The sequence below is a fragment of the Glutamicibacter sp. NPDC087831 genome, assembly GCF_044742845.1.
Classification (GTDB): domain Bacteria; phylum Actinomycetota; class Actinomycetes; order Actinomycetales; family Micrococcaceae; genus Glutamicibacter.
In genome coordinates this window covers 831,933-851,816 of record NZ_JBIUVH010000001.1, presented here as the reverse complement: position 1 = coordinate 851,816, position 19,884 = coordinate 831,933, and the positions used below count along the sequence as shown (strand labels likewise).

The following is a 19,884-nucleotide window of genomic DNA, read 5'->3' as shown; positions in this document are numbered from 1 at the left end:
CTGTGACGGGCTGGTCCCGTTCGGTTCTACTTGGCGTTCATGATGCTCGCGGTTCTTCCGAAGACTCACCGGTGATAGCCGGATCAAAGTCGCAGTCCTTATATCCTACCGCGTGATGCCCCAGCTGAAAATTCCCGGCAGCCTTCGAAATGCAAGTGAGCGCAGGCTCACAGCTCGGCGAGCGCAGAACACGCATGCCACCCGCAGCGCCATTCAAATATAGTTTCGAACAAGTGTTCGAACTTGTTAACTGCACTGGCCCTTCAACCCGGTATCACCCGAACGATCTGCGATAAAGTCCAGCAAGCGCTCAATCTCATTAGGCTCGACCGGTATCGCCGTTTGCCCGGGCTTCGGAAACGGAAGATTCATCGCACCGACCCTCCCTCCCCGGTTCGCAATAGCTGACGTCATGCATACGCGAGGTGATGAATCACCGGTAGATGGGTATGCAAGCACTGCCGGAGCATTCCAAAGATTTGCATAGGCGTAAATCTGGTACTGGTCTGCCATCGATGCGCTGGTAACGAACTTTTTAGATTTCTTGTACTTGCCGTCGATAAGCAGGACTGAACACCCCGGAGTATCAGCGTAGTCAATGTGGATGTCGACATTTTTCGACACTCCCCCATGAAATAGCACTTTGTTGCCAGGACTCCTATTGACGCGATATTTTCGCGTCGTATCAACGGCTCTGGCCACCAGATCTTCCCAGATCTCGCTAGTTGCAATCTTGAACGTGAAGACCACGCCGTCAGCGTCCTCATGGGTCGGCTCTGCCAGCGACACGTGATCGTTCAATACCGCCAGTGCCAATCGGTACACCGCGAGCAACCCGCGATTGCGCTGGCGAGCCGCATCCCGCAATGGGCGCCGTACGATTTCAGCGACGGATCCAATGGAAACGTCATTCAGTCTCGCGTCGATTTCCAGCGCCAAATCAACAAGCAGGTCATCACCGTTGACCTCTTGAGAGCACTGTTCAACCGCAAGTCGAATCGCTTGCCAGATTTGAGTGTCTCCGTCTAGATCGTCGAATGTACACCATATGGGCAATCTTCGATTTGCCTTGCGTTTAACAAGCTCGTTGATCATCAAACGACCTCGAACGGCTGCCAAGGGTTCGGAGACCGGAATGAACTCCGGCCTGCGCCGTGCGACTTGAGCTTCTGCCAGGAGCAAGAATAACTTCATGAAAGCCTGACGCGCCTGCGGTTCGCGCATCATGACCGAAATTCCAAGAGGTGGGTCATTGACTACTGGCTGCAATTTGTCACGGATCAATTCCCAAAATCCGGCCAAAATACTCGACCGCGTTGGCTCCGGGGCACGCGAGGCCACAGCTGGAGGAACCGAACGCGTCCAAAGCGCGTCTCTGACGCCGTCGTCATCCTCATCAACTTGAACAGGTCGGCACAAGCGACTCAGCGCTTCGGCGCACTGGCCATTCAATCTTAGATAGTCCATTTCATAGAGGACTAGGGTGTCTAAATCTGAGCCTGTGGATTCGCTGTCAAACTTCCAAGCGCGCGGCACGATCTCAGCTGCTTCTGAATCCCGCCATGCTTTCGGCAAGACGTAGATGAAGATTGCGCGGCTATCTGCTTCGTAGGACTCCGTCGTTTTCAAGACGGTGAGCCCAATTCCGTTTCCACGTGTGCTGGCTTGAAACCACTTAGGCTCCTCGTTGGCTAAGCGGCCTTGTACAGTCGGGAGTTCGGTTTCCATGATCAAGATTCGGTACGGTTCGATGGAACTGTTAGGAATCTTCGTCCAAGTCCACGACCGTGCGCATAGAGTCGCATCTGGTTCGGCAGCTGGGCTTCTTCCTCATCGAAGAATGCTTTTACCGTTTCAGCGCTGAGATTGAAAATATGGGCGATCTCGGCCAGTTGCTGCACCAGCGCTTCCGCAATGTCCTTCGCTGTTGCATCGGTAGTGAAAAAATATGAGTGCCCCAGCTGTGCATCCGGGCCCACTTCGTCGTTTAATTTCTGGTTGACACACTCGTGCCACGCAATTACCTTGTCGAGTTCTTGAGACCGATCTTTTCCCAAAGCTATCGCTAAGCGCTGCCCTGCCAGAACTTCTTGAGTCTTCCACCAGAATCGGCGACGCAGCGCTAGGTCTATAGTGCCAACTGAGCGATCAGTTGTATTCATCGTTCCGATAATGTGCAGGTTTGGCGGAACAACCAAGTGCTTACGGTTACCTGGCAAACTTGTCTGCAATTCCACGCTGTTGAGTTTCGGTTGTTCGTGCAGTTCAGAGTCTGTAAGCACCGTGTGGAAGTTCTCGGTCGGCCAACACCAATGCTCAAGGGGATCATGCAGCCCCACACCAGTATCCGCCTGCACAGCCGACCTCTTGCTTGGTTCGATCACCATCAGGAGATCGCCAAGGACACGTGCGGTATTAGCTCGGTTGATTTCATCGAGGAATAGCAAGTAGTTCTGTTCAGGATCCCTGGTCGCCCGTTCGCACATCCGCAAGAATGGCCCAGGTACGACTTCAAATGAATCTGATTTTGGCCGCAATCCCACGACGAAATCTTCGTAGGAAGTCGAAGGATGGAAGACTAGAACGCTCGTCCGGTTGCTGTAGGCGACTTTGAGCGCTTCAAGGGTGTGCGTTTTTCCGCTTCCAGCGACACCTTCGAGAATGACGTTTTTGTAGGTGTCGAGATCGCTAATCAGCTGATCAATATCAGTTCCGGCTGGGATCAGTTCTTCCTCAGATTCGCCTGGTGCAAAAGCAACAACTTTCGCATTTTCCTGCATCCATCGGCTAAATCCTTGTTTGCAAAGTTCAGCATCTTGCGTCGTTCCCTTGAGTGCTTCAACAGGGAACTTGATCCACACGTAGCTATCTGGATCTCTGCTATCCTCCGGACCGGACTTGCGCCTAAGGTTTTCGATCATGGTGCCAGCTGCCAGCAGGTGCGGAAGCGGGTTATGTGCGAGATCCCATTGATCCACCAGCTCACGTGGTGACTTCGAATACGAACCTTCGCCCGGCCAATCAGGATCCAACAGACGCAAGAAGGAACTGATATCTTCGCGAATGACGACAAATTGCTTTAGCGGTTCTCCCGGCACAGCAGTCGCTTCGAACTTGCGCCCCAGAGCTTCCAGGCAGGTGGACGTCACCTTATCCGCCTGAAGTTCGTCGTCATATCCGAAGATGCAAAAGACGGTTGACCGCATCTGGGCACTCAGCGTGCCATCAATCCGTACCTGATTGAATATCTGACGCACCTGTACCTCAGCAGGCTCTTCCAAGAGCCGAACAGTTCCCGTGTTTACAGACATTGGCGCCTCTTCTACCAAGGGATGAATTCAATACTCACATCCGGCTCTACGACTATCGTCATCTTTGCACACTGCGTCGCGTCGCGGAAGACTAATATTTCGCATCAACTGCGGTAGGTTCTAACCCGAATTCTTCAACGAGGACTAAATGATCTTGGCACCTGCGCGATCCGTGGTTTTAGTAGGCTTGCGTCCATGAGCACTCCCGCGCCGTCTTGGGCTGGCCCGCAGAACCAGCCTCGTTATTTCGGCTCCCCCGCAATTTTGCGCTGGGGACAACACCTGGTCACCTTCATCCTGCTCCTCATCGTGCTGTTCAGGGCCTTCGCCAACGGGGAGAACCCCTGGCTCTGTCTGGGCATCTCGATCCTGTTCATCGCGTGGTACTGCGCCGGATTCATTCGCATGGCACGCAGCCACGCGAAAAATATGCCAGCCTGGTGGTTGGCGGTCCTGCTGGGCATCTGGGTGGCCAGCCTCGCAGCTTCCCCCGAATTCATGTGGCTCGCTTTCAGCCTCTGGTTGTTGCTCGGCCACCAGCTCCCCTTAGTGCCCTCGATCCTGTGGTCGGTCGTCGTCTATGCCTTCACCATCCTCGCCCCGTACCTGCACAACTCAACGGTTACACTGGCAGCGGCAGCCGGCCCCTTGGTTGGCGGGCTATTCGCCTGGGGCATCTCCCGCGGATACCTGCAGATGGAACGCGACGCGGAAGCACGTACTTCCCTGGTGGATTCCCTGGTGCGAGCCCAGCAGGAAATGGCAGACCTGCAAGGAGAATTGGCCCGCTCCCAGCATGAGGCTGGCATCGCCACCGAACGCACCCGTCTGGCCCGCGAAATCCACGACACCGTCGCCCAGCAGCTCTCCTCCATCGGATTGCATGCCAAGGCGGCCGAAGCGTCCAGGGATCCCGAAGCTGCCACGGCGGCCCTGAGCCGCATCGATGAGCTTTCCGGGCAGGCTTTGACCGATTTGCGTCGCATCATCGCCGCCCTGGCTCCGGCAGAACTCGATTCCCAGGCGCTCGCCGGAGCCTTGGGCCGCGTCTTGGAGAATTTCAAGGCCGATTCGAAGTTGGAGACCCGATTGGATATCGAACCGGGGCTGCCCACTTTGGATCCGAATGTGCAGATCGCGCTGCTGCGCACCATCCAGTCCGCCCTGTCCAACGTGCTGCGCCATGCCCAGGCCTCCACGGTGGCGCTCAGCCTGGGGTCCAGCGGCGACGAAGTACGTTTGGATATTGTCGATGACGGCATTGGCTTCGTTCCCAATACTGGTCGCGTTCAAACCAGTACGCACACCGGAGGCTTCGGCCTCACCGCAATGAACCAGCGCCTGCGCGAACTCGGCGGCGGTTTGGATGTCGAGAGCTCACCCGGTGAAGGCACCGCCCTGTGCGCCCACCTTCCGCTTCGCTTAGCAAAGGACAACTCATGATCCGGATCCTGCTGGTCGACGATCACCCCATCGTGCGGACCGGCCTGCGCGCGCTGTTCGAGAACTACGACGACATCGTTGTCATTTGCGAGGTTTCCAGCGGCGAGGAAGCGGTGGAATTCGTCAAGGCCAACACCGTCGATGTGGTGCTCTGCGACCTGCGTCTGGGTGCCGGGATGAATGGCGCACAAACCACCGCGGCGATCCGCCAACTGGCCAAACCGCCTTATGTGCTGATCCTGACCACCTTCGACAAGGACTCAGAGCTGCTCGCTTGCATCGAAGCTGGAGCTGCCGGCTACCTGCTCAAGGATGTCAGTGCCCAGACCATCGTCGAATCCATCCGCCAAGCCTCCGCCGGGCACATGGTCCTGGCCCCGGAGATGACCCAGCGCGTTGTCGAGGGCATGCGCCGTCCCAAAATCGAGCTCACCAAGCGCGAAAAGGACGTATTGGTCCAACTGTCTACCGGTGCCGGCAACAAGCAGATCGCCAAGGCCCTGTTCGTCTCGGAGGCGACGGTCAAAACCCACCTGGTCCACATTTTCGACAAGCTCCAAGCAACTACGCGTACCGACGCGATCAACAAGGCCAAAGACCACGGACTGCTGTAGCTGATCAACAGAATCCCGGTGACACGCCGGGGTGCATCTCAACCTTTCGATTGAAGTTTTACTCACCCCTTTCCACGATGGCCTGACCTGCGAAATCTCGTTAACTGGAACTATGAAAGTTCCAGTTATCCCCCGGATCGGCGATTCGCTGACCAACCGCCGCGGAGCCCGCATTTGGGCCGCCGGCATCTTTGCAGTAGTTCTCGTTCTCTTTGGTGCGCTGAGCAGCATCCAAGCCCCAACCCGTGCGGCCAGCTCCCTGGTCGAAGGCTCCGAATCGGCACAGGTCGCCGAAATCCTGGATGCCAACACCAGCGATTCCCAGAGCTCGGCTTTGCTGGTGGCCAACCGCACCGATGGCCATGCGTTGAGCAATGCCGACACCGCTGCCCTTGATGAGCAGACCGCGGCGCTAGGCCACGACGCGGAGGTGTCCGCCGGCCGCACCATGGCCAGCGAAGACCAGCAGGCAGCCATGGTTCCGCTCACCTGGGATACGGTCTCCGATACGGCCGACCGCCAGAAGCTGGATGAGGTCCGCAACTGGATCCAGGCCCATCCCATTCAGGGGCTGGCCGTGCAGGTCACTGGTTCTACCGCCTTCGCAGTAGATATCACCAATGCCTTCGCCGGGGCGGACTTCACCCTGCTGGCCGTCACGGTGGGCATCGTGGCAGTCTTGCTGATCCTCACCTACCGTTCGCCGGTACTCTGGCTGATCCCGCTGGTCGTTGTTGCCATCGCCGATCGCAGCGCCTCCCTGGTGGCGAACCTGCTGGGCAACGCCTTCAATCTGCACTTCGACTCCGGCGTGCTCAGCGTGCTGGTCTTCGGCGCCGGCACCAACTACGCCTTGCTGCTGATCTCCCGTTACCGCGATGAACTGCAGAAGAATACTGACCACCGCCAGGCGCTGTCCAAGGCGTGGGCGGCCAGCTTCGAAGCGATCCTGACCTCCAACCTCACCGTAGTGCTGGCCCTGCTGACCTTGGGACTGGCCGTCATGGAAGATACCCGCGGGCTGGGCATCGTCTGCGCCGCTGGCTTGCTGATCGCTGCGTTCTTCGTGCTCTTTGCGCTGCCACCGATCCTGGCCTTCGCCGGGCGCACGGCATTCTGGCCGCTGGTCCCCCGCCCGGGACAGGAAAGCAAGAAGGAAAACTTCTTCGGACGTGCTGCTCGTGCTGTGATGACCCGTCCGGGTCTGAACCTGGCAGCATTGGCGGTCTTGCTCATGGTGCTGGCTGGAGCGTTGACCGGCACCCGTATCGGCCTGGACCAGACCCAGCAGTTCCGTACCGCCACCGAGTCTTCCAGTGCCATGCAGACCCTGGCAGCGCACTTCCCCGCAGGTGAAACCCAGCCGATCACCGTGTTGGCGCAGGGAACCGATGTCCAGGTCCTGCGAGATGAATTCTCTGGAGTCGACAACGTCAAGCGTGTTGGCGAATCCTCCCAGCTCGGCACCACGCCATGGCAGCAGTTCTCTGTCATCTCGGCTGTCGATCCCAGCTCGGCCATGGCACAGGACCTGGTAGCGGACCTGCGCGGTGCTGCGGCAACCGGCAGTACCGGGCAGGTGCTCATTGGCGGGCAGAGCGCCGAAGAGCTTGATTCGCACCAGATGCACCTGCGCGACCTGTTCGTGATTGCCCCGCTGATCATGGTCATCTGCTTCGTGATGCTCGGCTGGCTGACCCGTTCCTGGCGAACCGCACTTGCCTTGGGTCTGGTGAATTTGCTCAGCGCGGGCGCCGCCGTCGGCTTGGGTTCCCTGGTTTCCTCGGTGGTCTTCGAGGCCAACGCTCTGGATGTCCAGGTGCCGCTGCTGGCCTTCGTCTTCTTGGTCGCCTTGGGCGTGGATTACACCATCTTCTTGACCCAGCGAGTCCGCCAAGACTCGCAGGTGCTGGCGCTGGGCGACGCAGTGGTACTGGCCGCAAGCCGCACCGGTTCGGTGATCACCAGTGCCGGGCTCGTGCTAGCAGGTGTCTTCGCGGCACTGGCAACACTGCCGCTCACGGTATTAGGCCAGCTCGGCCTGATCGTAGGACTCGGCGTCCTGCTGGACACCTTCGTCGTTCGCACCCTGCTGCTCCCGGCGCTGTTCGCAGTCCTGGGCTCAGGCAAGCATCCACTCTTCGGCACAACTTCCTCCGCTGCAGAAGCAACTGCAGAACCAACCGTTCAGAAAGAAAACAAAATCAATGCGTAAGCTCGTGAATTTCTCCTTCGCCTACATGGTCCTCGGTGTAGCTTCCGGTCTTTTCTACCGTGAACTCACCAAGATGAACGGCTTCCCTGAAGGCCAGTGGACCCAGCTCTCCGTAGTCCACACCCACCTGCTGGTGCTGGGCTTCATCATCTTGCTGCTGGTGCTCCTTCTGGAAAAGGCCTTCGGCCTGAGCCAGCACCGCAAGCTCTTCGCGTGGTTCATGGGCACCTACAACGCGGGCGTGATCCTAACCGCGGGCATGCAGCTCACCCACGGCATCATGACCGTACTAGGCGTTGAGTCGTCCAAGATGATCTCGGGCATCGCGGGTCTTGGCCACATGTCGATCACCGCAGGCATGATCTTGCTGTTCATCATGCTGCGCCGCAGTGTCGGCACCCCGAAGCCAACCCAAAAGGTCGAGATGGCCGGCTAGCCCAGCCAAGTACCACAGCGGAACTGACACTCGGTCCAGACGAAGATCGTCTGGGCCGAGTTCGCTCGCGCTTCTGGCACCCACCGCCAGGACCCCAAGATTGGCCACTTGGCTAAGGATAAAATGATCCGCTGCTGCTATAGATTGAACTAACAATCTTTCTCCCAGGAGCGGTCATGAGCGACGAATTCTTTTCCATCGTGGATACCGAAACCACCGGCCTGTTCCCCGGAGGGAACGACCGCATCGCCGAAATTGCGATAGTCACCATGAATCGGCAGGGCACGATTGTCGACTCGTGGGAAACACTGATCAACCCGCAACGCGATCTTGGCAAGCAATCAATCCATGGCATCCAGAGCCGCGACGTGCTCGATGCACCCAGCTTCAAGGATCTGGCAGAAGAACTGCATTGGAGGCTATCGGGCACAGTGCTCGTGGCACACAATCTTTCCTTCGATTCCAGATTCCTTGAGGCTGAATTCCGCAAGTGCGGCCTGCCGGTGCCCGAGACCTTCCTGGCGCAAGGAATGTGCACCATGCGAATGTCCCACCGCTACCTGCAAGGCGCAGGCCGCTCGCTTCAAGACTGCTGCGATTCCTTTGGCATCGAGTTGCAACAGGCTCACAGCGCAGTGGGAGATGCGACGGCCACAGCGACATTGCTTTCGCGCTACATGGAACTGGATCCCGATGAACCAGAATGGGACGGACGACTGCGTTTAGCCTCGACAGGGCGGTGGTTTGATTCAACGCCGCGCTCGCGCGTCGTTCCAGTTAAGCGGTCCCAGTACAGAGCTGAATCTGCCGGGCATTTTCTGGAAAAGCTTGCGACCCGGTTGCCGGAATTTTCGGGCACGGCTACGGAGGAGAACTACTTGGCCGTACTGGATTTAGCTTTGATGGACCGCTACGTATCAGCCCATGAAGAAGCCCAGCTGCTCCAGGCCGCCACTGAAATTGGTTTGGATAAGCACCAAGCGCTGAGATTGCACGAACTGTACTTCCAACAGCTTGTCGCAACGGCTTGGTCCGATGGCGTACTGACCGAAGACGAAATAGCCGATCTGGCGAAAGTCATCGGATTGCTAGGACTTCCGCCGCAGCTAATCGAGGTAGCCAAGGTGGCGCCGGTGGCTTCCGAAGATCACGAACCCATCCGCGAGCCTCAGGGCAATCATCAGATCGATCTCGGCGCCATGGTGGTGCTCACCGGCGATATGACTCGTCCGCGTTCGGAGATTGAAGCTCAGCTTGCGTCCGCAGGGTTCGCCCCTCATCGCGCGATCACCAAGAAAGTAGCCTTGCTGGTGGCCGCGGATCCTGACTCGCTCTCCGGCAAAGCCAAGAAAGCACGCGACTACTGCATCCCTGTTGTCGGCGAAGATTATCTCTGGAACACCCTACTCCGCTGACACCTGCGCCAGGTACAGCAATGGGCGATGTCCCCCAGCAATGATTTGCCGAGGGACATCGCCCATAGTTGCTAGAGCCCGGGGTGAAACTTACAGGCTCTCAACCAATTTTTTTGCCGAAGAGAATTCCATCATCGCTTCGCGCTCTACGACCTTGACGCGGTCGCGAGTGATCTCGCCGAAGCGAGTCGAAACGGTGCCGGCTGCGGCGCCCAGTTCCTTCTCGTGCGCGTCCAAGTTCTTCCAGCCATCCCAGTTGGAGAAGTTCACGCCGCGGCTTTCGAGCAGTTCCGAGATCTTCTGGGAAGAATCCGGCTGCGCCAGCTTAGTGAGGTCTTCAAGCAAGTGGGTAATGGTCTCCAGGGCGTCGCCCTTGGTGTGGCCAATCAGCCCAATCGGGCCACGCTTGATCCAGCCAGTGGCATACAGGCCGGGAACGTGAGCGCCGGACGCGTTCAGCACGCGGCCTTCCATGTTGGGCAAAACGCCCTTGGCCCCGTCGTATTCAATGTCGTCGACTGCCGAACCGAAGTAGCCGACGGCACGGTAGATGGCCTGCAGCGGGTACTCGACGAATTCGCCGGTGCCGCGTGCGCCGCCATTTCCGTCGAGCTCGTTGCGCTCCACCTTCAAGCCGGTGACCTTGCCATCTTCGCCCAATACCTCGACTGGCGACTGCAGGAAGTGCAGGTGCAGGCGGCGCGAGGCGCTTGGAGCTTCTTCACGCTCTTCCTGCTCGATCAGCCAGTTGGTCAGGGTGGAGACCATGGTCTTGGTCTGGTTATTGGTCTTCATGGCTTCATCCGAAGCCTTGTCGAACTCGAAGTCCTCTGGGTACAGGACGATGTCAACGTCCTTGGAGTGCGAGAGTTCGCGCAGTTCCAGCGGGGTGAACTTCACCTGGGCCGGGCCACGGCGGCCGAAGACATGCACGTCGGTGACGGCCGAGTCATTCAGCTGCTCGTAGATGTGCTCAGGGATTTCGGTTTCCAGCAGCTGGTCAGCATGCTTGGAAAGGATGCGGGCCACGTCCAGGGCAACGTTGCCGTTGCCGATGACAGCAACTTCCTTGGCGGACAGGTCCCAATTCTTGTCAACATCTGGGTGTGCGTCATACCAGGACACGAAGTCGGCGCCGCCGAAGGACCCTTCAAGATCGACACCTGGGATGTTCAGGTCAGCGTCCTTCTGGGCGCCGGTGGAGATGATCACTGCGTCGTAACGGGTATGCAGGTCTTCCAGCGAGATGTCGCGGCCCAAGCCGACGTTGCCGTAGAAGTCGATCCAGTCGTTGTCCAGCACCTTGTGCAGGGCGTTGATGATGCCCTTGATACGCGGGTGATCCGGGGAAACTCCGTAACGGATCAGACCGAATGGCGTAGGAAGCTCGTCAAAGAGATCAACGTGCAGCTTCAGTTCGCCCGATGCGACCGGCTGGCTCTTGTTGAGCAGGTCAGCGGCGTAGATGCCGGCCGGACCGGCACCAACGATGGCAACACGCAGCGCCCGGGAATGGAGGTGCTCAGGGACGATAATTTCACTCATCAAACAACTTCTCTTTCTTAGTCAACGAATGAGGCCGGCGCGGTGGCATCGGCATTCTCTAGCGGCAGGAGGTCTACCAGTTGGTCGGAGGCTTCCGGGGCTAGCCGAACGACGTCACCAATAACGATAACGGCCGGATTCGCCACTGCGGCCTTGCGGGCGCGCTTTACTATCCCTTCTAGCGTACCGATAGTTGTGCGCTGCGTCTGTGAGTAACCTCGCTCAACTATCGCAATCGGTGTACTTGACGGTAAACCACGGGTAAGCAATGTCTCAACAATTTGTGGCAAATTCGATACTCCCATCAGCACCGCAAGGGTGTGATCAGAGCGGATCGGCACGTCCGCGAGTTCGCTGTGTCCACTGACTACGGTAAAACCGGCCGCAATTCCCCGGTGCGTGACGGGAATGCCAGCGGCCATGGGCACGGAGACTGCACTGGTAATGCCGGGAATCACACGCGTAGGGATCCCGTATTTCGCGGCGTGGAGCAGTTCCTCGCCGCCGCGTCCAAGTACAAACGGGTCGCCACCTTTGAGGCGAACTACCCGCTTACCTTCTAAAGCGTACTTGACCAGTAATTCATTGGTTTCATCCTGGGTTTTGACGTGGCAGCCTGGTGACTTGCCCACATCGATGACAACCACATCATCGGAAAGTTCTGCCAGCAACGCGGTAGGTCCCAGCTTGTCGGCCAAAACCACTTCCGCGGCAAGCAGGGCCTTATAGCCGGCGATGGTAATCAGCTCGGGATCCCCCGGTCCACCGCCAATCAGGGTGATATGCCCTTTAGCCATTGTTTTCTCCCGTTCGGGTCATTCCTCGATCGCGCAACAGCTTGCGTTCAATCGGAGCGAAAAATAATAATTCGATCAGCACACCCACCAGCAGGATGGTCAAGATCACCAGCATGACCAATGGCAGGTCTGCCAGATCGCGGCCCCGTTGCAGCAGTGAACCGACGCCTAGGGCCAGTGAACCGCCCACGGCAATCAATTCGGCAGCCATCAACGAACGCCAGGCGAAAGCCCAGCCCTGACGCAGTCCGGCTACATACCCTGGCATGGCAGCTGGCAGCTCAATGTGCAGCACATGCTCCCATTTGGAGGCACCGAGCACCTTGGACAAGGACTTGTACTGCGCTGGAATCATGTCGATCCCGGCGAGCAGGCCATTGATGATGGATGGAATCGCGCCGAGCAGCAGAACCGTGTAGATGGTCGCATCGCTCAGGCCAAAAAGAATGATGGCTGCGGGAACCCACGCAATAGAGGGCAATACCTGCATGGCCGATACCAGTGGCCCCACCCCCTTGCGCAACAGCGGCTGATGCGCCAGCAGCAACGCCAGCGGGGTGGAAATAATCACGGCAATCGCAAATCCGCTCACGGCGCGGAACAACGAATTGCCCACGGCCGCAACCAATGATCCATCTGCCAGCAGTTGCGGAAGCTTAGCCGCGACAGCCAGTGGACCGGGAAAAAGGTCTTCGCGCAGTGGGCTTGCCCAGGAAATAATTTGCCACAGGCTCAGAAGCACAACCACAGTGAGCAAGGGGGCAACCCATGAATCGAGCTGGTTGTTCGGGCGTAGCTTGATAACGCGCACGGGTTTGAACCTAGTTCGAGATTCTGTCAGTGAGCTCATGTTTCCGCTGCTCCTTTCTGAGAATCGTGGTTAGTTCATCGGCCAATGCGGCGGCCTCGGCCGGGTTATTGCGGAGTTCGCCGGTGATCCGGCGAGTCTCCAGGATGCGCCCGGGGTGCGAAGAAAGCACCAGAATGCGGCCGGAGAGGCGAATCGCCTCACGCACATTGTGGGTGACGAAGATGATGGTTTTGCCCGTTTGCCTCCACAAGGCCCGCAACTGCTCATGGAGCATGTCACGCGTGATGGCGTCCAGGGCGGCAAATGGCTCATCCATCAACAGAACCTGGCGGTCCTGAGCCAAAGCCCTGGCCAAAGCTACGCGTTGGCGCATGCCGCCAGAAAGTTCATGCGGCTTCTTGCCGCTTGCATGCCCCAGCTGAACGAGGTTGAGCAGTTCCTCGACGCGTTGCTGGCGTTCCGGAGCTGGCTTCCCCGCGAGCTTGAGCGCCAGGTCAACGTTCTCGCTGGCTGTCAGCCACGGCAGGAGGTTGGCATCCTGGAACATGAATGCCGCGCCGTCTTCAGGTACTTCAAGCCAGCCGGAGCTGGGCGGCAGTAACCCAGCAATCATGTTGAGCAAGGACGACTTGCCGCAGCCTGAGGCCCCCAAGACAGCGATAAACTCTCCGTCTTCAATTTCTGCACTGAGGCGATCTATGACCAAGCCAGTGCCTGGATAGCTCAGGGAAACTTCATTCAGCCGTACTCCCATTACTTCTCCTGCTGTTCAAGAAAACGCGTATCCACGAGTCCGTCTGCGTTACCGCCAGACCCCACTCCTACGGCCAATGCGTGGTCCACGAGTGACTGGTAGGTTTCAGGCAGGGGGTCCTCGCTGAAGTGCACCTGCTTCAAGGCTTCAGCGATCACTGATTTGTCAAAGGAACTTCCGTTGGCTTCGACCAAAGCTTTCTGCACAGCCGCCAACTTCTGTTTTCCGTCCGCATGATTGAGCCAATCGATGGCTTGGGTATTTGCATCGACCAGCTTCTGCACGGTTTGCGGATGGCTAGCCATGAATTCCTTGGAGACCACCAGAACCGTTGTCGGGAACTTGCCGTCGGGCCAGAGCTCGGCTTCATTCACCAAGCGGTGTCCCCCGTTCTTCTCGACTAGCAATGAAGCGTAGGGCTCCGGAAGCCAAGCACCGTCAATTTCACCGCGGCCGAAAAGCTGTGCGACGGTTCCATTGGAGCTCGGGGTCACTGTGGCGTCCTGTTTCAAGCCCTGGCCCTTCAGGTAGCTGCGCAAGGCAACATCCTGGGTTCCGCCGAATTGCGGGCTGGCCAGATTGCTGCCGGCCAGTTCCTCGGGCTTAGTGATCTTCTTGTCGACAACCAGGCTGGCTCCGCCGTAGGCGACGCCGGACACCACGTTCAACGACTCGCCATCGCTGGACAGGTAGCTGTTCAACGCCGGGTTTGGCCCCAGATATGCGGCGTCGATGGCCCCCGAGTTCAAGGCTTCTACGGCTGCCGGTCCCGCGTTGAATATCTGGCTTTGGACACTGGTACCGTCTTCTTCAAGGTGATCTTGGAGAAGACCTTCGGACTGGGCGATCAAGGCCGGAGCATGGGTGAGGTTGGCGAAATAGCCAATCTTCAGCTCATCTGCCGGTCCGTGATGTGCCGCCTGCGCTGGTACTTCATTTGGTCCCGGAAGAAACGTCGTCGCCACAGCAACTGCGCTCAATGCTCCGACCGCCGCCAGCCCGAGGAAGCGTCCTCGGAAGCCGGTCTTCTGCCCATGAGCCGTCAGCCGGACCCGCCCTTGGTTTCTTGTTGGCTGGCCAACATCAGGCTGCTTCATTATTTTCCTCGATGATCCCCGCCGCAAGGGTGCGCCCCGTAGCTGGATCGATTAGCAGGAAGCTTCCGCCAGTGCGCGAGGTGGCGTACTGCTCGATGGCCAACGCTGCCTGGCTGCGCAAGGTGATCCGGCCCAGGTCGTTGAGCTCCAAGGAGTGGGCGGGCTGCTGCGAATAGTCGGCCACGTTGATGACGTATTCGATGGTTGACAGCTTGGCTGCGGCGACCTTGGTACCGTGCTTGATCAACAGCCGTTGGCCGCTAGTGAGCTTCACTGGGTCCAATACGCAGATGTTCGCCTGGAACTCCCGGTGCGCGGTTGGCAGTTCGCCGGCGACGATGGTGTCGCCGCGGGCAATATCCAAGTCGGTCTCCAGCTCGACAACGATGGCGTCGCCGGCCTGGGCGCGGTGCGCGGTACCAGCAGGGGTGCTGATGGCCTTGATCCGGCTGCTCACCGGCTGGCCGTTGGAGAGCACCTGCACGGACTCCCCCACGGCCAAGCTGCCGTCAACCAGAGTTCCGGCATATCCGCGGTAGTCGCGGTACGCGTCCGGGTCCAGGCCTGGAGCCAAGGCGCCCTGCGGGCGGATCACGTACTGGACATCCAGACGGGCAGTGCCCCCGCCGAGCCGCGGCTCGATGTCCTCTAGCAGCCCGAGCAAGGTCGGGCCGGCATACCAGTGCGCGGAAGCCGAAGGATCGACGATGTTATCTCCCTGAAGCGCGGAGACCGGGATGACGGTGGTTGACTTCAGGCCGAGTTCTCCGGCGAGCGCGAGTACTTCGGCCTCGATCTGGCTGAAGGCCGCTTCGTCCCAGTCGATCAGGTCCATCTTGTTCACGGCGATGACCAGTTGCGGAACCCGCAGCAAGGCGAGCACGCCAAGGTGGCGCCGGGTCTGCTCCAGCACGCCGTGCCTCGCGTCAACCAGCACGATCGCCGCGTCTGCGGTCGACGCGCCGGTGACGGTGTTGCGGGTGTACTGCACGTGTCCGGGGCAATCGGCCAAGATGAAGGACCGCTTGTCGGTGGAGAAGTAGCGGTAGGCCACGTCGATGGTGATGCCCTGCTCGCGTTCGGCGCGCAACCCGTCGGTGACCAGCGCGAGGTCCAGGGTTCCGGCGCTGCCGCCGAAGCCGCGTTCGGCGCTGGTACGGGCCAGGTCATCGAGCGAGTCGGCGAGGATGGCCTTGGCGTCATGGAGCAGGCGGCCCACGAGAGTGGACTTGCCGTCGTCGACCGAACCGGCGGTAGCGATGCGCAATAGTGTGGTGGTCATCTTAGAAGTACCCTTCGGTCTTGCGGTCTTCCATTCCCGCGGCGGAAATACGGTCGTCGGCGCGGGTGGCTCCGCGTTCGGTGATGGTGGCGACGGCCAATTCATCGAGCACCTTCGCCACGGTGTCGGCGGCGGAGAGCACCGCACCGGTGCAGCTGGCGTCGCCCACGGTGCGGTAGCGCACCTGCTTGACGACGACCGGCTCATCGGCGTTGGGCTGACTGACGCTGGTCAGTGCCCGCCACATGCCGTCGCGTTCGAAGACCTGGCGGCAGTGCGCGAAGTAGATCGGCGGCAGCTCGATGTTCTCGCGCTGGATGTAGGCCCAGATATCGCGTTCGGTCCAGTTGGAGATCGGGAAGGCGCGCACATGCCAATCCGGCTCGTGCCGCCCGTTGTACAGGCTCCAGATTTCCGGGCGCTGGTTGCGCGGATCCCAGACGCCGAACTCGTCGCGCAGGGACAGGATGCGCTCCTTGGCGCGGGCCTTGTCCTCATCGCGGCGCGCCCCGCCGAAGACCACGTCGAAGCCGTTGGATTCGATGGTGTCCAGCAGGACCCGGGTCTGCAGGCGGTTGCGGGTGCCGTCGGGCAGCTCGGCCAGCTCTCCGCGGTCGATGTACTCCTGCACGGAGCCGACGACGAGGTTCAGCCCGTACTTTTCCACGACCGCGTCGCGGAAGTTGAGCACCTCGGCGAAGTTGTGGCCGGTATCGATGTGCACGACGGGGATGGGCACGCGGCCCGGGGAGACGGCCTTGGCCAGCAGGTGCAGGACGACTACGGAGTCCTTGCCGCCGGAGAACAGCAGTCCGGGCTTGTCGAATTCGGCGAGCACTTCGCGGATGATGTGGATTGATTCGGCTTCCAGGGCGTCCAGGACGCTGCGCTGGGTGCCTGCGGGCGCGTTAGCGGTGATGGTCATGATTCGCTCCTTAGACGTGGATTCCGCATTCGGTTTTATTCAGCCCGGCCCAGCGGCCAGCCCGCGGGTCCTCGCCCTCGGCTACCGGCCGGGTGCAAGGCTGGCATCCGATGGACGGGTAGCCGTTGGACAGCAGCAGGTTCACGGGTACTTGGTGCCCGGTGGCGTAGTCGATCAGCTGATCGAAGCTCCAGGGCGCCACGGGATTGAATTTGACCAGTCCGTGCTTCTCGTCGAAAGCGACCAGGGGCGTGTTGATGCGGGTCTCAGCTTCGTCACGGCGTACCCCGGTGAACCACGCGCTATATCCGGACAGGGATCTGGCCAGCGGGTCCATCTTGCGCAGCTGGCAGCAGGCGGCCGGATCCCGGGAGAACAGGTCCTTGCCGAACTTCGCATCCTGTTCGGCCACGGTCAAGGCAGGCAGCACGTCGACGATGTTCACGTCCAGCGTGCGAGCCACTTCGTCGCGGGTTCCGTGGGTTTCGGCAAAGTGGTAACCGGTTTCCAGGAACAGCACATCGACCTTGGGCAGCTGCGCGCAGACCAGGTGCGGCAGCACGGCATCGGCCATCGAGCAGGCCACCGCTACCTCGTCGGCGTCGAGGTGCTCAGCTGCGAAAGCGACGACCTGGTCCGCTGTGGCATCCCCGCCCAGCTCGGCGGCGCCCAGCTTGGCGATGCGCCGCAGTTCAGCCTCGCTGCGGGTACGTACTGGGGTCGGCTTGCTCATTTCAGCTCATCCTCTTCAGCTCGGTGGGCCCAGGCAGCGAAGGATTCCCCTTCGGCAGCCGAGGCCGAGTAGTTCTTCACTACCCGCTCCACGTATTCGGGCAATTCATCAGCCGCGACCTTGAGCCCGCGCACCGTGCGCCCCAGGGCGGCTTCGCCATTTTCGAAACCGGCCAGGGTGCCACCGAGGTGAACCTGGAATCCGGAGACCTGTTCTCCCTGGTCGTTGGTAATCAGCTGGCCCTTGAATCCGAGGTCCGCTGTTTGGATGCGGGCGCAGGAGTTCGGGCAGCCATTGACGTGCAGAGACAGCTGGCGAGGCAGCTTGCCCTCGTGGTCGGCCAGGCGATCCTCGATTTTTGCTACCGCGTCAATCATGGTGTCTTTGGTGTCCACAATGGCCAGCTTGCAGAATTCGATACCGGTGCAGGCAATGGCCGAACGCTTGAACAAGCTGGGGAATGCCTCCAGGCCCAGGGCGCGGGCCGAAGCGACGAAGTCCTGCACCTGCTCTTCGGCGATGTCCAGGGCGATGATCTTCTGGTGCGGGGTGGTGCGCAGCCGGGTGGATCCATGGGCTTCGGCCAAATCGGCAAGGCCGGTCAGCGCGGTACCGGATACGCGGCCAGCCGGAGCGGTCAACCCGATATAGAACTTGCCGTCCTTCTGCTCGTTGACCCCGCTGTGGTCTCCTGCTTCGGTGGGCTGCTCCGGCAACGGGCCGTCGGGCAGCTCGTAGCCCAGGTACTCATCTTGCAGCACCTGGCGCATTTTTTCCGTGCCCCATTCGGCCAGCAGGAACTTCAGGCGTGCGCGGTTGCGCAAGCGGCGGTACCCGTAGTCACGGAAGATGGAAACTACGCCCTCCCAGACATCCGGTGCCTGCTCTTCGGTCACGAAGGCGCCGAGGCGTTCGCCCAGGCGGGGGTTTGCCGACAGCCCGCCGCCAACCCACAGGTCGTATCCGGGGCCGAGCTGCGGGTGGACGGTGCCGATCAAGGCGATGTCGTTGATTTCGTGGACGACATCCTGGCTTGGGTGGCCGGTGATGGCGGTCTTGAATTTGCGCGGGAGGTTCGCGAATTCCGGCTTGCCGATGTAGCGGCGGGAAATTTCGGCGATCACCGGGCTGGGATCGATGATCTCGTCCTTGCTGATGCCTGCCACCGGAGAGCCGAGGATGACACGGGGCACGTCGCCGCAGGCCTCGGTGGTGTGCAGGCCGACGGCTTCCAGCCGCTGCCAGATCTCCGGGACATCGACGACGTCGATCCAGTGCAGCTGGACGTTCTGGCGATCTGTCAGGTCGGCGGTGTCGCGGGCGAAGTCGGTGGAGATCTGGCCGATGACGCGCAGCTGCTCGGTGGTCAGGGCGCCGCCGTCGATGCGCACGCGCAGCATGAAGTAGCGGTCTTCAAGTTCTTCTGGGCTCAGCGTCGCCGTCTTGCCGCCGGGGATCCCCTGGGCACGCTGGGTGTAGAGGCCCCACCAGCGGAAGCGGCCGTGCAGATCCTCGGGTTCAATGGAATCGAAGCCCTGCTTCGAGTAGATTTCCTCAATGCGCTGGCGCACGTTCAGGCCGTTGTCGGCGGCCTTCATCTCTTCGTTGGCATTCAACGGGGCAGGGCCGTCGATTTTCCATTGGCCGTTGGGTTTTGCCGCTCTTGTGGAGCGAACTGGTGTGGTTGTCTGCGTCATGTCCACCAGCGTAGGAACTGCCCCCAGGAGGTCGGCAACCTGCCGGTGTCACATGGCTACGCGTTGCCTAACGAGTTAGGACTTCGTCATCTGGAGACATGAAAAGCTCCTCTTCGAGCGCCTTTTGCAGTCGCACAAGGAAACATTGAGCAATCATTACGTCAGGAAGCAGGGGGCTTGTCACCACGCCTGCCCCCGTGCTAGCCAGCTTCTGCTGGAAGAATCCGTCGGCGAGCAGCGAGCTGAGCACGAGCACTGGACGCGCGGCAGCATTTCCCACGACGTCAGCGATCCGCGGCTGGGCCCCTGCGCAGTAGCCCACCTGCACTTCGCGCTCCAATAGGACAGCGAGCTGCTCGGCGAGATTCTTGACCTGGTTTTGGCCGACTTCCAATCTCGTGCCCGCCGCCGCCAAGACAACGAGCGGGTCGTTGGCCAGGTGCCCTGCGGCGCGTTGCGCCAGGACTTGGGCCAGCTCCGGCAGCGGACCCAATGGCAGGGCGGCGGAGGTTCCCGCGCGCGAGGCGACCGCCTGCGCAATGTCGTGCGTCGTATGAACGCCGTCGGAGACCAGCAGCGGCAAGACCACTGCCGGCTCGCCTTCAGGCAAACCGGCGATAACCGTTTCAAGCCGGGGCTCTTGGACATCCACATAGGCTTCGTGCCAGACAAGCTGCACCGGGAATCGCTCTTCGCTCCGCCGTTCCAGGTCGGCACGCAGATCATGGATTAGTTGCTGCCCGTTGGCGTTGTCCGTGCCGTGGGATGTTGCGACAACATGTATCTTCTGCTGGGTCGCTTGACTCATG

The 19,884-nt window shown here is 60.0% G+C and carries 17 protein-coding genes; 5 read left to right on the top strand and 12 right to left on the bottom strand.

The features are described 5' to 3' along the window. Nucleotides 1-246: 246 nt before the first annotated feature. Entirely contained in the window at nt 247-1,728 is a 1,482-nt protein-coding gene (locus tag ACIOJF_RS04205; protein WP_105661428.1) for a 5-methylcytosine restriction system specificity protein McrC, read from the bottom strand. Between the two features lie 2 nt (nt 1,729-1,730). Further along, nucleotides 1,731-3,311 carry an McrB family protein gene (locus ACIOJF_RS04200; protein ID WP_105661429.1) on the bottom strand — a complete coding sequence of 527 codons (1,581 nt, stop codon included), beginning with the start codon at nt 3,309-3,311 and terminating at the stop codon, nt 1,731-1,733. Nucleotides 3,312-3,506: 195 nt separating this feature from the next. Here ACIOJF_RS04200 and ACIOJF_RS04195 point away from each other — a divergent pair, with 195 nt between their 5' ends. The 5 genes from ACIOJF_RS04195 (at nt 3,507) to ACIOJF_RS04175 (ending at nt 9,434) form a co-directional block, all read left to right on the top strand. Continuing rightward, a complete protein-coding gene (locus ACIOJF_RS04195; RefSeq protein WP_105661430.1) occupies nt 3,507-4,754 on the top strand; it encodes a sensor histidine kinase in 1,248 nt (415 codons plus the stop codon). Next, entirely contained in the window at nt 4,751-5,368 is a 618-nt protein-coding gene (locus ACIOJF_RS04190; RefSeq protein ID WP_105661431.1) for a response regulator transcription factor, read from the top strand. The genes ACIOJF_RS04195 and ACIOJF_RS04190 overlap by 4 nt, the downstream gene beginning before the upstream one ends. A 112-nt stretch (nt 5,369-5,480) precedes the next feature. After that, nucleotides 5,481-7,583, top strand: coding sequence for an MMPL family transporter (locus ACIOJF_RS04185; RefSeq protein ID WP_402741272.1), 2,103 nt, complete (start codon nt 5,481-5,483; stop codon nt 7,581-7,583). Continuing rightward, nucleotides 7,576-8,019, top strand: coding sequence for a DUF2871 domain-containing protein (locus ACIOJF_RS04180; protein ID WP_181149005.1), 444 nt, complete (start codon nt 7,576-7,578; stop codon nt 8,017-8,019). Before ACIOJF_RS04185 ends, ACIOJF_RS04180 begins: the two co-directional genes overlap by 8 nt. 176 nt (nt 8,020-8,195) lie before the next feature. Then, entirely contained in the window at nt 8,196-9,434 is a 1,239-nt protein-coding gene (locus ACIOJF_RS04175; protein WP_105661433.1) for an exonuclease domain-containing protein, read from the top strand. 90 nt (nt 9,435-9,524) lie between these two features. On the opposite strand, the gene ACIOJF_RS04170 is transcribed toward ACIOJF_RS04175, so the two are convergent. The 10 genes from ACIOJF_RS04170 to ACIOJF_RS04125 all read right to left on the bottom strand — a co-directional run bounded on the left by ACIOJF_RS04170 (nt 9,525) and on the right by ACIOJF_RS04125 (nt 19,883). Then, a complete protein-coding gene (locus ACIOJF_RS04170) occupies nt 9,525-10,979 on the bottom strand; it encodes an FAD-dependent oxidoreductase (RefSeq protein WP_105661434.1) in 1,455 nt (484 codons plus the stop codon). A 17-nt stretch (nt 10,980-10,996) separates the two neighbouring features. Then, the gene (gene cobA / locus ACIOJF_RS04165; protein WP_105661435.1) at nt 10,997-11,776 is read right to left on the bottom strand and encodes a uroporphyrinogen-III C-methyltransferase; all 780 of its coding nucleotides are present in this window, start codon (nt 11,774-11,776) and stop codon (nt 10,997-10,999) included. Next, nucleotides 11,769-12,626: an ABC transporter permease gene (locus ACIOJF_RS04160; protein ID WP_402741271.1), complete on the bottom strand. Its 858-nt coding sequence runs from the start codon at nt 12,624-12,626 to the stop codon at nt 11,769-11,771. The genes cobA and ACIOJF_RS04160 overlap by 8 nt, the downstream gene beginning before the upstream one ends. After that, a complete protein-coding gene (locus ACIOJF_RS04155; protein WP_105661437.1) occupies nt 12,598-13,341 on the bottom strand; it encodes an ABC transporter ATP-binding protein in 744 nt (247 codons plus the stop codon). Before ACIOJF_RS04155 ends, ACIOJF_RS04160 begins: the two co-directional genes overlap by 29 nt. After that, nucleotides 13,341-14,438, bottom strand: coding sequence for an ABC transporter substrate-binding protein (locus tag ACIOJF_RS04150; RefSeq protein WP_105661438.1), 1,098 nt, complete (start codon nt 14,436-14,438; stop codon nt 13,341-13,343). Before ACIOJF_RS04150 ends, ACIOJF_RS04155 begins: the two co-directional genes overlap by 1 nt. Further along, entirely contained in the window at nt 14,425-15,720 is a 1,296-nt protein-coding gene (locus tag ACIOJF_RS04145) for a sulfate adenylyltransferase subunit 1 (protein ID WP_105661439.1), read from the bottom strand. The genes ACIOJF_RS04150 and ACIOJF_RS04145 overlap by 14 nt, the downstream gene beginning before the upstream one ends. A 1-nt stretch (nt 15,721) precedes the next feature. After that, nucleotides 15,722-16,645, bottom strand: coding sequence for a sulfate adenylyltransferase subunit CysD (gene cysD, locus ACIOJF_RS04140; RefSeq protein WP_105658472.1), 924 nt, complete (start codon nt 16,643-16,645; stop codon nt 15,722-15,724). 10 nt (nt 16,646-16,655) lie between these two features. Further along, nucleotides 16,656-17,378 carry a phosphoadenylyl-sulfate reductase gene (locus tag ACIOJF_RS04135; protein WP_105661441.1) on the bottom strand — a complete coding sequence of 241 codons (723 nt, stop codon included), beginning with the start codon at nt 17,376-17,378 and terminating at the stop codon, nt 16,656-16,658. Then, the gene (locus tag ACIOJF_RS04130; RefSeq protein ID WP_105661442.1) at nt 17,375-19,075 is read right to left on the bottom strand and encodes a nitrite/sulfite reductase; all 1,701 of its coding nucleotides are present in this window, start codon (nt 19,073-19,075) and stop codon (nt 17,375-17,377) included. The genes ACIOJF_RS04135 and ACIOJF_RS04130 overlap by 4 nt, the downstream gene beginning before the upstream one ends. 67 nt (nt 19,076-19,142) lie before the next feature. Continuing rightward, on the bottom strand, nt 19,143-19,883 hold the full coding sequence (locus ACIOJF_RS04125; protein WP_105658469.1) for a sirohydrochlorin chelatase: 741 nt from the start codon (nt 19,881-19,883) through the stop codon (nt 19,143-19,145). Nucleotide 19,884 lies beyond the last annotated feature (1 nt).

Excerpts from the sequence above, each read along its gene's own strand:
- ACIOJF_RS04155 (WP_105661437.1), bottom strand. The coding sequence starts at position 13,341 with ATGGGAGTACGGCTGAATGAAGTTTCCCTGAGCTATCCAGGCACTGGC.
- ACIOJF_RS04145 (WP_105661439.1), bottom strand. The coding sequence starts at position 15,720 with ATGACCACCACACTATTGCGCATCGCTACCGCCGGTTCGGTCGACGAC.
- ACIOJF_RS04205 (WP_105661428.1), bottom strand. The coding sequence starts at position 1,728 with ATGGAAACCGAACTCCCGACTGTACAAGGCCGCTTAGCCAACGAGGAG.
- ACIOJF_RS04200 (WP_105661429.1), bottom strand. The coding sequence starts at position 3,311 with ATGTCTGTAAACACGGGAACTGTTCGGCTCTTGGAAGAGCCTGCTGAG.
- cysD (WP_105658472.1), bottom strand. The coding sequence starts at position 16,645 with ATGACCATCACCGCTAACGCGCCCGCAGGCACCCAGCGCAGCGTCCTG.
- cobA (WP_105661435.1), bottom strand. The coding sequence starts at position 11,776 with ATGGCTAAAGGGCATATCACCCTGATTGGCGGTGGACCGGGGGATCCC.
- ACIOJF_RS04195 (WP_105661430.1), top strand. The coding sequence starts at position 3,507 with ATGAGCACTCCCGCGCCGTCTTGGGCTGGCCCGCAGAACCAGCCTCGT.
- ACIOJF_RS04170 (WP_105661434.1), bottom strand. The coding sequence starts at position 10,979 with ATGAGTGAAATTATCGTCCCTGAGCACCTCCATTCCCGGGCGCTGCGT.
- ACIOJF_RS04190 (WP_105661431.1), top strand. The coding sequence starts at position 4,751 with ATGATCCGGATCCTGCTGGTCGACGATCACCCCATCGTGCGGACCGGC.
- ACIOJF_RS04125 (WP_105658469.1), bottom strand. The coding sequence starts at position 19,883 with ATGAGTCAAGCGACCCAGCAGAAGATACATGTTGTCGCAACATCCCAC.
- ACIOJF_RS04185 (WP_402741272.1), top strand. The coding sequence starts at position 5,481 with ATGAAAGTTCCAGTTATCCCCCGGATCGGCGATTCGCTGACCAACCGC.
- ACIOJF_RS04160 (WP_402741271.1), bottom strand. The coding sequence starts at position 12,626 with ATGAGCTCACTGACAGAATCTCGAACTAGGTTCAAACCCGTGCGCGTT.
- ACIOJF_RS04150 (WP_105661438.1), bottom strand. The coding sequence starts at position 14,438 with ATGAAGCAGCCTGATGTTGGCCAGCCAACAAGAAACCAAGGGCGGGTC.
- ACIOJF_RS04175 (WP_105661433.1), top strand. The coding sequence starts at position 8,196 with ATGAGCGACGAATTCTTTTCCATCGTGGATACCGAAACCACCGGCCTG.
- ACIOJF_RS04180 (WP_181149005.1), top strand. The coding sequence starts at position 7,576 with ATGCGTAAGCTCGTGAATTTCTCCTTCGCCTACATGGTCCTCGGTGTA.
- ACIOJF_RS04130 (WP_105661442.1), bottom strand. The coding sequence starts at position 19,075 with ATGACGCAGACAACCACACCAGTTCGCTCCACAAGAGCGGCAAAACCC.
- ACIOJF_RS04135 (WP_105661441.1), bottom strand. The coding sequence starts at position 17,378 with ATGAGCAAGCCGACCCCAGTACGTACCCGCAGCGAGGCTGAACTGCGG.